At 50.5% G+C, this 14,095-nt stretch carries 8 protein-coding genes; 4 read left to right on the forward strand and 4 right to left on the reverse strand.

What is annotated here, in order from left to right; all coding sequences use genetic code 11:
* Positions 1–62: 62 nt before the first annotated feature.
* Positions 63–3,170, reverse strand: a complete 3,108-nt coding sequence (locus tag B153_RS0105200; protein ID WP_020595619.1) for a sensor histidine kinase — start codon at positions 3,168–3,170, stop codon at positions 63–65.
* 452 nt (positions 3,171–3,622) lie between these two features.
* Between B153_RS0105200 and B153_RS0105205 the strand changes: the two genes are divergently transcribed.
* Together B153_RS0105205 and B153_RS0105210 are read left to right on the forward strand one after the other, a co-directional pair.
* Positions 3,623–4,864 carry a histidine kinase gene (locus B153_RS0105205; RefSeq protein WP_040760866.1) on the forward strand — a complete coding sequence of 414 codons (1,242 nt, stop codon included), beginning with the start codon at positions 3,623–3,625 and terminating at the stop codon, positions 4,862–4,864.
* Positions 4,861–5,601, forward strand: a complete 741-nt coding sequence (locus B153_RS0105210) for a LytR/AlgR family response regulator transcription factor (protein WP_020595621.1) — start codon at positions 4,861–4,863, stop codon at positions 5,599–5,601. Before B153_RS0105205 ends, B153_RS0105210 begins: the two co-directional genes overlap by 4 nt.
* Before the next feature lie 80 nt (positions 5,602–5,681).
* On the opposite strand, the gene B153_RS0105215 is transcribed toward B153_RS0105210, so the two are convergent.
* Positions 5,682–8,174 carry a S9 family peptidase gene (locus B153_RS0105215; RefSeq protein WP_020595622.1) on the reverse strand — a complete coding sequence of 831 codons (2,493 nt, stop codon included), beginning with the start codon at positions 8,172–8,174 and terminating at the stop codon, positions 5,682–5,684.
* Between the two features lie 129 nt (positions 8,175–8,303).
* Complete coding sequence (locus B153_RS0105220; protein WP_040760869.1) at positions 8,304–8,996, reverse strand: hypothetical protein; 693 nt, start codon at positions 8,994–8,996, stop codon at positions 8,304–8,306.
* A 225-nt stretch (positions 8,997–9,221) separates the two neighbouring features.
* On the opposite strand from B153_RS0105220, the gene B153_RS34660 reads away from it, so the two are divergent.
* Positions 9,222–9,782: a hypothetical protein gene (locus B153_RS34660; RefSeq protein WP_020595624.1), complete on the forward strand. Its 561-nt coding sequence runs from the start codon at positions 9,222–9,224 to the stop codon at positions 9,780–9,782.
* 205 nt (positions 9,783–9,987) lie between these two features.
* Complete coding sequence (locus tag B153_RS0105230) at positions 9,988–12,729, forward strand: vWA domain-containing protein (protein WP_020595625.1); 2,742 nt, start codon at positions 9,988–9,990, stop codon at positions 12,727–12,729.
* Positions 12,730–12,775: 46 nt separating this feature from the next.
* On the opposite strand, the gene B153_RS0105235 is transcribed toward B153_RS0105230, so the two are convergent.
* On the reverse strand, positions 12,776–14,080 hold the full coding sequence (locus B153_RS0105235; protein WP_020595626.1) for an enolase C-terminal domain-like protein: 1,305 nt from the start codon (positions 14,078–14,080) through the stop codon (positions 12,776–12,778).
* Positions 14,081–14,095: the final 15 nt, after the last annotated feature.

Here is a 14,095-nt window from a genome sequence, read left to right on the forward strand (position 1 = left end):
GTCGTTTTCGGGTACAAACGTTGGCATTAGGTTGCCCACCCGACTCCGTAGCGACCTTGGCCCTACTCGGCCAGCTGGATGTTATATGGCAACTGAATGATCACTCGGGTACCCGTAGGTTGTTGGCTGTCGTCGTATTTATCGATGATCTGAACCCCAGCCGCCTGCCCGCTTCGCTGGCCGATCAGTTGAAGCCGGTCTTCGGTTACGCGTAATCCGACACTCTTGTGGCCTGAAGCCTGCTTTTTGAGTACCTGCGCCCGCTGTCGGCCAACCCCATCATCTTCGACCGTACATTCCAGATGGGTTGACTTCGGCTCGATCGTCACCCGGATACAGCCTTTTGTTTTTTTATGGGCCATGCCGTGTAAAATCGCATTTTCGATGTATGGCTGAATAATCATGGGCGGAATAGCCGTTTTTTCCAATGCTAACGATGGGTCGGCAGCCACCGAAAAGTCGAACAGGTCGTCGAACCGGAGCTGTTCCAGTTCCAGATACAAGGTAAGCTGTTCCAGTTCGCTGTCGAGCGTCACCCATTCCAGCCGGGAGTTGTCCAGAATCAGCCGCATCAATCGGGCAAACTTAACCAGGTACTTATCCGCATTATCGCTATCATTCTGAAGAATAAATAACCGAATGGCATTCAACGAGTTATAGAGAAAGTGCGGGTTCATTTGCGAGCGCAACGCCTTCATCTCCGAAGCAGCTATCCGCTCGCGGAGTTCACTTTTTTCGCGTTGCTGAGCAGCCAGTTGTTTCTCTCGCCAACGAGCGACAAACCCTGTAAGTAATAGTAACGTAACCAGTGTGGTGACCCGAAACCACCAGGTCTGCCAGAAAGGCGCCTGAATCCTGATTGGTAGCCGATACCCCGCCCGATTCCAGATGCCATCGTTGTTTGAAGCCATCACATGCAGGACATAATCGCCGGGGGGTACGTTGGTGTAACTGGCAAAAGCCCGGTTGCCCTCCCGGTTCCAGTCCGTATCGAAATTCTCCAGCCGGTAGGCGTACTGATTATCGCCGGGATTGTCGAAACTCAGGGCCGCCATATCGAACGTAAACATATTCTGGGTGTATCGCAGCTCCAGTTTGCCCAGACTATCGGATGGATCATGCAATAACTCCTGTGCATTTACCCGAAACGATGTCAGGCGTATCGGTGGCACAAACTGGTTTCTCCGCATACGTTTCGGATCGGTATACACCAGCCCATGCATTGCCCCAAAGTAGAGTCGTCCGGATGCATCACGGACAATGGAACCCGATTCAAATTCGGAGGCCGAAAATACGTCAGCCTCCGTAAACACCGTAAACTTGGGATGCCGGACATCGGCCAGAGCCAACCCCCGACTGGTGCTGATCCAAACGGTATCTCCCTCAATAAAAACCGCCGATCCATCGAAATGAGGCAGTCCGTGCTGCGTTGTAAACACCTGAAACGTACCTGTTTTCTGGTCCAGGCAACCGATTCCATCATCCGTACTCACCCACATACGCCCGAATCGATCTTCAGCAAACCCGGTTGCTCCATCGTCGGGGAGGCTATGCGGGTCATCACTGTGTACATATTGAGCCAGAAGTTTGAAATCGGGGCTTATTTTGTAAATGGGACCCAGACCGCCCACCCACAGATTGTTTTCCCGGTCGAAATACAGGGTATTGTAATTTTTACCGGGTAGATTGGCAATACGAGGGTCGTTATAGTGGTTCGAAAAGCGATTGGTTCGGGGGTCATAAATAGTCAGCTTTTCATTCGTGCCGATAAATATTCGTCCGTCGGGAGCTTTAAGTAACCCAAACACCTGGTCGCCTGCAATCGCCTGATGAGCCCCCGTCACGGGCTTTTCATCCGAACTGGCTACACTCGGTATGTGGGTTATGTGATGGGTAACCGGGTCCAGCCAATCCAGTCCACTATTGGTACCAATCCAAATCCGGCGGGCATGATCGGCCAGAATGGAGTAGTTGAAATTGTTCCGGATACTGTTGCTATTGGCCGGATTATGATGAAAAAGTTGATACGTTTTCTGGTATGGATTGATATGGGCTACACCATCTCGCGTAGCTACCCATACCGAGTTGTCGGTAGGATCGATGGACAAACCTGCTGCGTCAAACCCCAGGGTGTTGTCGGGTTTGTAATTCACTTCGTCAAATAAGGAGTGAAATTTTTCGACCGTTGGATTGAACCAGCAAACGCCCGAATCGTCGGTCAGTACCCAAACAACGCCAGCCTGGTCTTCAAACAGCGCGCAAATGGAGTTGGAGATGAGACTGCGCGGGTTGTTTTCATTGTTTTTGTAAGCGAGGAACCGCTTACTGGCCGCATCGAAATGGTAAAGCCCATTCCGATTGACCCCCACCCACAAATCGCCCGATCGGGTAAACAATATGGCTGCAATAGGCTCCTCAACGTTTAGCTCCTTAACGGGCAGAAGCGTGCCCGTAGTCGGACTGAGCCGGGCCAAAAGTCCCTGATTTGTACCAACAAAAATTTCATCCGTTTGGGGATGCCGGACCAGGGCTGAAATGTACACATTAGGCAACCATGAGCGCACCTCTTTCGTGCTTAGATTATACGCAAACAACCCACCCTGTGTTCCAATCCAGAGGGTATTTCCATCGACCAGAATCCGGCGAATCGATTTTACATCCGCAGGTGAAGCCGTACCGGCAGGCAGGTTTATTAAGGTCGATTTCCGTGTTTTAGGATCAAAGCCAACCACCCCTCCTTTGGTAGCGAGCCACAATTGCCCTCCCTGACCTTCGGTGATATAGCGAACAAAATCACAGCCTGCTCCTAGAGTGGCAAATGAATACCGCCTGAACGACTGCGTAGCGGGTTCAAATTGATTTAAGCCTTCCTGCGCTCCTACCCAAAGGGTGCCATTGCGGGAAGTAAACACGCAGCGCAGAATACGATGCGATAAGGACCTGGGATCACCTGGCCGACGCGTAAACCGAAGGCAGCGCAACCCATCGAACCGACACAGGCCATTCACGGTAGCGATCCAGATGAATCCGGCCTTATCCTGAGTTATGGCCGAGGTAAAATTCGCAGGTAGCCCCTGTTGCAGGTTCAGCCGCTGAAACGATATAGCCGGAAGCTGACCCAGACACGGCCCAACAACGAGCATCAGTAAAACCAACGGACACCAGTTCATACGTCTGGCCCAATCGCTTACAGTATCCCTTTTTGTGACAGCGCGACTCATCCGAAGCAGGGGCATACATTCACAGGCACCTGTTCGTTCTGCCGGCACCTTAATCGAACGAATATACTATACGATGGCATACGAAATACGAACCAAACCAAGAGGGTTTTGAACGAACAATGGGGAGCGTTAAACGTATCTCCATGTTCAATTTGAAAACAAATTTCGAGTTGTTACCTATAACTCCCAGTCTCAGTCAACAACGGGTAGCATCTGAGCAATAACTGGTAGCATTAGCGCCATAACAGGCTTGCCTGCCCGTAATGCTTCTCGATGGTTACCAAATATTGGCACAGTGCCCCAGTTATCGGGCCAAATCCGCCTGTTATTGGTTCGGGCTAGGTGGTTTCACAGACACCATGCTCTTTTGTTCATCGATTAACTCATACAACAAACGGATTGTGGCAAATGATAAAAAAACCGTTTCGAGGCCGAAACCCCAGCCTTCTCTGAAAGAAGAACTGGAAATAGAACGGGTCATTAATTTCTTCGCAATGTCGCTGCTGGAGCAGAGCACTGTTGATGAGGTACTATGGGACGTGGTCAGGAACTGCATTGCTCGACTGAAGTTTGTTGATTGTGTAATTTATGAACTTGATAAAAGCCGCAACATCCTGATTCAAAAAGCAGCTCATGGACCTAAAGACTCAACTGCCGGGACCATTTATCAGCCCATCGAACTGGCTGTAGGCGAGGGCATTGTTGGATCAGTTGCCCAAACCGGCAAGCCCGAACGGGTCGACAATACGGCTCTTGACAAACGCTATATTGCCGACGACGCCGTTCGTCTTTCCGAAATTGCCGTACCAATCTGGCATAACGGTAGCGTTTGGGGGGTAATCGATGCCGAGCATCCCAGACGGGGATTTTTTCGTCCTCATCACCTCACCATTCTGACTAAAATTGCGGCCTTGTGTGCCCAGAAGATTCGACGGGTCGAAACTGAACAGGCCTATCAGCAGGTGCAGCAACAGCTCGCTCTCAACAACCGACGGATTGCCGAAACCAAATTGCTGGCGTTACGGCTGCAAATGAATCCCCATTTCATTTTCAACAGCCTGAATGCCATCAATAAATTTGTTCTGGAAAATGAGTCGGAACAGGCGTCGCTCTACTTGACCAAATTTTCGAAGCTGATGCGCCAGATTATGGCCAACACCGCCAACGAATGGGTTAGCCTGAACAACGAGCTGGCCGCCTTGAACTTGTACGTCGAACTAGAGTCGTTACGGTGCGATCATCAGTTTAATTTCCAGCTAACTGTTAGTGAACCGCTCAATCCTGATCTGGTGCGCCTACCTCCTATGGTCACCTATCCCTATATTGAAAACGCCATTCGACATGGGCTTCTGCAACCAAACGTTTGTAAGCCAACCTTATGCGTCAATTGCCGGGAGCAGGATGGCTATTTAGTCATCGAAATTACCGATAATGGCATTGGCCGGGAAGCATCTGCCAAAGCCCAGCTTCGGGGCCTGACGGCCCACAAAACCTACGGGCATGCCCTTACCGAAGAACGTCTTCAGATTGTGAATGAAGTGTATGACGTCAATGCAGGTATCTACTTCACCGACTTAACCAGACCGACTGGCGAACCGGCCGGAACCAGCGTTATATTTACCATGAAACTCAAACAACCATGACTGCTCTACTTATTGACGATGAAAAACATTGCCGCGACGTACTGATGCTGCTGCTGAAACGGTACTGTCCATCGGTTCAGATTCTGGCCGGTTGCGCCAACGGACAGGAAGGGCTGGCGGCCATTGAGTCGATGCACCCGGATCTGATTTTTCTGGACATTGAAATGCCCGGTATGAGTGGCTTTGAGATGCTGGAAGCCTGTAAGTACAATGGTTTTCGGGTCATCTTCACGACGGCCTTCAACGAATACGCGATCAAGGCCATCCGCCATAATGCCCTGGATTATATTCTGAAGCCGGTTGATAAAGATGAACTGATTCGGGCCGTAGCCAAGGCCGAGCAGGAACAATCGACCCAGGCCCCTACAAATATTGAGCAGTTTTTAGGTTACCTGCAAAGCCAGCGAGTGGGCGATCGGATTGCGCTACCCACCATGGAAGGCCTGCAGATCATTCATAGCGAAGAAATTTACTATTGCGAATCGGATGGTGGGTACACGCGTTTTGCGCTGAAAAACGGCCAGATCATCCTTATTTCGAAGACCCTGAAAGAAGTGGAAGATGTACTCGAAACAAAAGGGTTCTGCCGGGTGCATCACAGCTACCTCATTAACCTGCGCTATGTGCAACGCTACATCCGGGGTGATGGTGGCGAAGTGGTCATGGCCAATAACAAAGCCCTCCCCGTTTCCCGCAATAAGAAGCAGGAGTTTTTAAGCCTGCTGGAAAAAATATGATGCTCCTTAAAATGCATTAATCCGACGGAAGAGAGTTCTGTAAACGCTCCTCCGTCGGATTAATACCGACTGACAATCAATTACTTCTCCGACTTACCCCCACCCATTTTACCGGCTTTGCCAGGTTGAGCGGCCGTCGTTGGGTTTTTCACATATTTATCGAGCCAGCCATTCATTTCCCACAGCATATGCAACAGCGATTCTTTGGAATCGTAATGATGGCTTTCGTAGGGTAGAAACACCAGCCGGGTCGTTGCCCCAAATCCTTTCAACGCATTGTAGTACCGCTCCGACTGAATCGGGAACGTACCCGTATTATTATCCGCTTCGCCATGAATCAGCAGAAGCGGGGTTTTCATCTTGTCGGCATTCATAAACGGCGACATTTTACTGTACACCTCAGGCGCCTGCCAGTAGGAACGCTGTTCGTTCTGGAACCCAAAGGGCGTTAATGTCCGGTTATAAGCTCCACTCCGCGCTATGCCCGCCTTAAACAGCCGGCTGTGGGTAAGCAGGTTAGCCGTCATAAAGGCCCCGTACGAGTGACCGCCTACACCTACCTTGGTTGAATCAACTACGCCTAACCGAACCCCTTCGTCAATAGCGGCTTTCGCGCTGGCCACCAGTTGCTCTACATAGGTATCGTTTGGCTCTTTGTCGCCTTCACCCACAATCGGAATGCTGGCATTGTCCAGAATAGCATACCCCATTGTTACGAATGCAGCCGCGCCCCAGTAGCTAATCCGGTTGAACTGGTAAGGCGAACCCGACACCTGTCCAGCCGCATCTTTGCTTTTGAACTCGGCTGGATATGCCCACAGAAACGTAGGTAGCGGCCCTTGCTCTTTTTTATAACCAACGGGTAGATACAACGTAGCGGTCAGGTCGACACCGTCCGGGCGCTTGTAGCGCAGTTGCTGCTTCTGGATTCCTTTTAGTTGTGGGTAAGGGTGCGGGAAAAACGTAACCTGAATGGGAGCAATACGGGCTTTCAGGTTCCGAACGAAGTAGTTCGGGTTTTCTTCGGGCGACTCACGAGTGGTCAGAATCACCTGTTTGGCAGCATCCAGAACAGCCACCGGCCGCTCGAAATAGGGAGCCGCCGAGCGCCAGAGCTCCTTCGTTTGCTTCGTCTTCAAATTCAATACACTCACAAAGGGGCGGTCGCCTTCAGGCGAAGACCCTTGTCCGTTCAGCATCAGAATTTCACCCGTTGGCAGAATGTTAAGCACATCCCGGCCATACTGGTTTTGTTTCATATCAGGCTGCCCTGGATTGGTGTACCGATCTTCGTATGAACGGTCGAACAAAACCGACGTTTGCCAGGAGGTTGGATTAACCACTTTGGTCATGGTTTTTCGACTCTGCCACCAGCGTTCGCTTGCCAGCGCTATGGTCGCATTGCCCCAATCGAAACCACCAAATCGAAACTGCGATGCGTAGATTTCTTTCGGGTCGGTAGTAAAGGGAGCATCCAGCAAAAATACTTTATCCCGAATGTCAGCCTTTACTTTCGGATCGCCGTTGTCCTGTGCTACCGTATAATACACCGAAGCGGGTACATCGGTTCGCCAGGTATAATCGCGCGGCCCGGTCGGAACCCCATCCCGACTGTAGGCAACATTTTCCTGCAAAGGGCCATCATTAAGCGTTTTTACCAAGGCCCCCGTTGTTGCATAAATCTCCGTCTTGAGCGGGAACCGATATACAGGTACCAGATAGGAAAAGGGTGTATGTACCGTTTCGATCATGACGTACTGGCCATCGGGCGATGGATCGGCCGACAGAATAATACCGGGCTGACCAATAGTCGTTGTCGTACCGTCCAGTCCTGCTTTTACCACCTGGGCTGTGGTATAATACGCAAACTGCTTTTCGTCGGATGGATTTTTGAGCAGGTCCTGATAGGTGGGCGCCTGTCCGCGTGCACCTTTTACGTTTTCCTGCGTAGTGGGGCCAACGGGTACTCGACTCACTTCTGGAGCTGGGCCACGACCAGCCAGTACAGCCTTCACAATCAGATTTTTATTGTCCGATAGCCAGCGATAGGGTGCGCCCAACGTCGCATTCAGAGCCAGTGAACCAACCTGCTTCGCGGTTGCCGTTGCCACATCGATCACATACAGATCGATCCGGTTATCGGTTGAGTTGGCAAAGGCAATTTTCGAATCATCGGGCGACCAGCTTACGTAGCTGATCATGGGTGAAGCAGGCAGTCCGGCAATGGGCGTTTCGTCTTTGTCGGTCAGTTTTCGAAGTTTCAACCCCGTAATATACCGTGCCCGACTGGGCCCTGTATTGGCCGGATTCAGCCGAAGGCCAGCCAGTTTAAGCTCAGGTTGCGACAGTTCGGCAATCGTCGGCACTTCGGCCTGCTCAAGCATAATCATCCGGTCACCTTTCCCCGACATGCTTACATTAGGCGTCGAGGGCACCGTAACCAGATCGGCCAGTGGTTTAGGCGGGGTTTGGTACGACACCGCATCCTGTGCATATCCGACAATTGAAACAGAAAGCCCCGCCAGCAACAAGAGCCAGCGGCTTGAGCGTTTACTAGTTAGGTTAGAAATCATAGATTGGGCAATGTTTTAGGTTGTATGAGGTGTAATTGAACGCAATTAGTTATAACACAAAATTAGGCACAGTTATGAATTCACAGTCTATTATTTCATCATTTATTCAGCTTTATCAATAAAATTCCACTATTTCTCACGGCTCCAAATTTCATTTACAGCCCCTCCAGTTGAACTTTGGCCGGTATGACGCCATTCGTCGGCATCGATAGCGGCTCTAAATGTGAGCGAACGACCTACGCGGCTATTATCCCGGGAGAAAAAATCAATGGTTTCGGTGTAAATCCCCGATTTCAGCACGTACGTACCGCCCCCTGTCCCAAAAAACTGTTTCGTCTGCGGATTGATGGCTACCCACTGAAATCGGCTCCCTGTCAACAATTTTATGGTTTTACGGGGTCCTCGCTGCATCGTCGTAATCTGTCCGGCATCGTTGGCCCGGCCTGTTATCCGCCATAGTCCGGTGAGGGGTGTCGCTAATTCAGTTAGCTGTTTAAACACCCGATTGCCTGCGGGGCTACTAAGGCTAAGTTGTCCTTTCGTCGTTGCCAACTGATACGATTCGGTCTGTCCTACCCGACTGCTATCCTGTGTATCGAACTCAACCATCAGCTTCAATTGATCGCCTTCCTGCCTCAATACCCCGCCCCGCGTACTGATAAAGCGAGCGGGCTCGTAGGTGGTCTGAATCAGGTAGTTGTCGGCTATGGCCAGCATAACAATATTTCCTGAAGGCTCAGTAAGCTGCCAGGCTCCTTCCAGCTTCGTTTTCTGGGCAGGTCGGAATGATACCACTAAGCCGACAATAAAGATCAGTAGCATAAGGTGTTGTTTTTGCAGAGCCATAGTTTGCTGGTTTTCGTGTCGATGGTATGATAAAGCGCCATGACACCTATACACTACTTATATTGACTGGCCCGGTTTGCCTGCAGACGATTCTTGTATACCCCGACCGATTAAGGTACCAAACCGGCATGTTATTATCCTAAAGCTACTGGCTGTCGATTACCGCTAGATTTCGGCTCCCATAGCAGGCATCTTTGTCCCATGAAAACACGAATCAGGTTCAAATGGGCTGTCGCCGTCGTACTTCTGCCCTGTATACTGCTATCGGCAGCCATCACAGCCCATACTCCACCCACTGAAACGACCGCCGTCCGGCAAACAGTAGTTGATTTTTTAAACTGGTACAAAGCCAATATGCTATCGATCAGTAAAATTAACCTGGTCGATCAGAAGCCCGGCAAACCGTACGCGGTCAATTTCAAAAGCACCGAACAATACCTATCTGCTCTGAAACATAGCCAGTTACTCACCGATAGGTATCTGGGTGAATGGCGAACGTATTTTAAGCAACGGCAGGAAGGCTTCCGACTTTCACCCCAAAACGAAGGTCCACCAACAGGTTTCGAATACGATCTGGTGATGCTTAGCCAGGATGTAGAAACGCAAATGGATTCTCTCAAAACACTAAAAATCCATTCCGTAAACGTACATGGCAACCTGGCAACGGTAAAGTTTCTTCTGCTTGACGAGTACGAATTTCGGCTGGTCAAACGTGATAATCGCTGGCAGATCAACGAGATCCTCAACCTGAGTGCCGAATAAACGGGGTGATGCTGGGCCTATAGGGCAGGTGATTATATACCGAAAACTATAGAACGGTTTCTACCGATTCTGACTACAAACCTTTGCAGGTCAGGCCCCGACTTCATTTTTCATCCCATATACTCAACGTTTTACGAATTACATATCCAATTCTGCGTACTTCGTACGTTGTCGCCAGACCAGCGTATCGGTCGTCGTTTCGGTTATGCAGACCTATCTTTGTTTGTTTCTGCTCTTTTCGGCTGCGTTTGCGAGTGGGCAGGCTTTGCGCGAGACTCCCCAACAAGCCCTCAATCAGTATGTAGCATTTCTGAATCAGTCGGTCGATGAAGTAGCTGATCGTTTTCAGCGCATTCAGGGGTATTATGCCAGCATAAGTTCCAACCACTCGCACGGCTTCCCGAGAATGTCGCCCTCGGGAACGCTGGAGGACTATTATTACAAAAAAGCCATTGCCAGCGAAGCCCTTACCGATGCCGAAAAGCAACGGTTAAAAGCCAGCACATTGACGCTGTGGAAACTATTGAATAAAATCGACCAGACAGCCAAAACGCTGGAAACCTACGACCGTTTAAAGGATTATCAGCAGGATAATTTCAAAAAAGCTCATAGTCTGATTGCCGATTTTCAGAACCTGACTACCCAATTCAGCCAGAGCAAAGACTCGCTCTACAAGCAAATCCAACGGGTTTATCGACGCTACCAGCCGTATCGGGCTACCGATGCATATCTCTATACGGAAAAGGAAATGGAGCAGGTTTTGCTTCGTCAGCAAGAGTTACTCGACACCTTGTCGTACATTCTGAACGAGAAAAGCCCCTCACACTGGCCCGTCGAATTGGTACAGCAGAGCATTGTGGCCGATGAGAAGTTGCTAGTCGGGTTTGGGGAAGCGAAGCCCCATATTGTTTATCCAGCTTCGGATATGATCGGTTCGTTTCAGGCTGGTCTTCGCTCCATTCAGTCGCTTAAAAAGCAGGCTGTCGACGATTATAATTTTGCCGCCCGGCAATCGGTTCGGTACGACAATGCGTTTTACAAATCGTACCTGAATTATTATAACAACGACCTGGTAAGCTGGTATCAGCAGTTCGTCAATTACAGTAAATCAGCCATTCACCTGCTCGATTATCCAAAATATTCCCCGGTCTTTGTGATCGATGCCCCAATCGCTTCCCAGAAACAGTCAGGTGCAACGACTTTCCGGGATACACAGCCCATTGCTTTTACGGTCAAACCGGCTTCGGCACCAGCTACTGCGGCTACGTTTGGTGCCCTGAATGCGTATATCGACTTCATTAACGAAGGTTTGCGCCAAATGAATCATATGCAGGTGCTGGTTCGGAATTATCAATCCTCGGCCGAATATTACCGCGACCCGGCCCGCAGCAGCCGTCGAAGTCCGTTGACGTATGCACACAACGATTTTAAAGTACCAGTATCTGAACACCAACTACTCCAGATCAATACCTCACAGATTCCGGCTAACTACCGGACTTCGATCAATGGGCAGGCCGATGTGCTCCTGGTGATATTGAACGAAATGGATGCGCTTAGTATCGAGTTGATCAATTACACCAGCCAACGCCAGTACGAGCAGGACCACCTCAAACGATCCGACGAAATTCTGGACCGATACGCCTATCTGTTCGATGTGTTCGACAGGAAAAAAGAGCGACTCTATCAGGACGTTCGGCGCATCCATGAAAGCTATCCATTAAAAAAACCAAATGACCCCTGGAATGTATCGGGGAAGGCCATGCTCCACCTGATGGATCTGAATAAAGAGGTGCTGCTGGGCGTAAAAGCTTACTTACAGAGCGAAACGTCACAGGTACCGGCAACCGACGCTGTTCAGGCTGAAGCGCGTAACCTGATTATGAACGAATTCAAGAACCTGAAAGGCTTACAGCGATTGGGACGTAACAATGGTCTGTGTCCTTATACACCTTATGAGGATCTGGCTGAACACTCACTTAAACTGGCCGAAATGGCGCAGCGGCCCTCAACCAAATCAGCCTCCAATACCTACGAATCGTTCTATTATTTCTACAACAACCAGTTGGTGTATGCCTATAATCAATTCAGCGACCTGGCAAAAGTCGACGTATTGAAGACCATCAACCAACCAAACCTACTGGCTTTCAGCCGCGCAAACCTATCGATCAAACCCACTCCCCGTATTGAATCCGCACCTAAAGATAATCCAGACGTCGTTCTTCAAACACCTGAAAAGGGCATTAACCCCAATACGACCGTAACGACACCCCCATTGAGTAACCCGACCGAAACCCTGGGCAAAACAGTGAGTCGCCACGACACGGTGTATATCCGTACGACTAAGGTTGACACGGTTTTCGTCGACAGGCCGGGTCAGCCAAACGTAGTCAATTCACTGGAAGGGTTCGCCACCAACAACATGGTATTGCTGGTCGATGTATCGGGGTCAATGGATTCGCCGTATAAGCTACCGCTCCTGAAAACGTCTATCAAATCGCTCCTGAAAATTATCCGGCCCGAAGATCAGATTTCGATTGTGGTGTATTCGGGCAAAGCACGGGTAGCCTTGAAACCAACATCGGGAACTCATGCCGACGAAATTGCCCGAACGATTGATGAACTCCGTTCGGATGGCGATACGGATGGAAACAAAGGCATTCAGCTAGCGTATAAACTTGCCGACAAACATTACGTTCGGGCAGGTAACAACCGCATCATTTTGGCTACAGACGGTGAATTTCCGGTTAGTGAAGAGGTATACCAACTTGTTCGGGACGCCAGCAGTCAGGACGTTTTTCTAACGATTTTTACGTTTGGCAAGAATGAACTCAACGGGCAAAATCTCAAAAAATTAGCTCAGGCAGGCAGGGGTAGCTACACACACATCACCCGCGAGAATGCGAACCTTCAGCTAATTGTAGAGGCCCAGGCAAAAAAAGCCCGCTAATGGAAAGCCTGAAAGGCCCTGGCGACCTTTCGGGCTTGATACGTCATCACCACCGTACGGATTGGAATGTCCAGCCGGGTTGAACTTTCTGCATCTCAGTCTGATCGTCTCGTTTGGTCAGACCACAGTTCAGGTAGTTCTGGTGGAGTTGGGCCAGCGCCTGACGGTCGAGTTCAACCCCGAGTCCTGGCCCTTCCGGCACCGTTACGGCACCTTCCTCAAACCAGATACGCCCGCCCACAATAACCTCGTCCGACTGCCAGGGATAGTGGGTATCGAGCGCATAGGGTACTTTAGGCAAGGCCGCTCCCAGATGTACCATGGCCGCCAGTGAAATTCCCAGATGGCTGTTGGAATGCATCGACAAGCCCCGACCAAACGTTTCGCAAATAGCGGAGAGCATCATAGACGAACGGAGGCCTCCCCAGAAATGGTGGTCGCTCAGGATGATATCTTCGGAGCCAATGGCAATGCTGTTCGGGATATCCTCAAACGAGGTCGTACACATATTCGTTGCCAGCGGGGTTTTCAGCGCTTTTCGCACTTCAGCCATGTTAGCCTGCCCACGGGTGGGGTCTTCAAGGTATTCCAGAATAGGCTCCATCATCCTGCCGTACTTGATAGAGGTTTTAACGGTCCAGATGGCATTCGGATCGACGCGCAACGGTACATCAGGCCCGAAAGCTTCGTACAGGGCAAACATCGCATCGACCTCCTGCTGTGGCTCAAATACCCCTCCTTTCAATTTGATCGACTGAAACCCAAACTCCGTGCACATAGCTTTGGCCTGTGCGACGATACCTGCCGGATCAAGGGCGGCTGCCTGCCGGGCAGCCGCCCACCCCTGCGCCGATGGGTCGAGGCCAAAACCGAACTCACCTCCTGCGCCTTCATACTTGTAAAACAGATACGCCGAAAACGGAACCCGATCCCGCAGTTTGCCCCCCAGCAGGTCAACCACAGGCCGCTCGGTCACTTTCCCGATTATGTCGAGGCAGGCTACTTCAATGGCGCTGAAAATATGCACGAGTTTTCGCTGGTCCCAGGGGGTTTCGCCCCGCTGGGCGGTTGTTTCGGTACCAAAACGACTGACCAGCGCCTGACGGATTTCGGCCAGTTGAAACACATCTTTGCCAATCAGCAAATCGCGGGATTCGCCCAGGGCCGTATCAATATCTTTATTACCCGGAATTTCGCTGATGCCCGAAATACCATCCTCTGTAACCAACTCAACAATGGTTCGAAGCGCATACGGCGCATGAAGTCCGGCAGCATTCAGCAACGGTGGATCGACAATGGCAATGGGGGTTATCTGAATTTCCTTGATTCGAGGGCCAGTTTTCGTGGGCATAGGAAGAAAAATAAA

Origin of the sequence: Spirosoma panaciterrae DSM 21099 (assembly GCF_000374025.1) — a bacterium.
Taxonomy (GTDB): Bacteria; Bacteroidota; Bacteroidia; order Cytophagales; family Spirosomataceae; genus Spirosoma; species Spirosoma panaciterrae.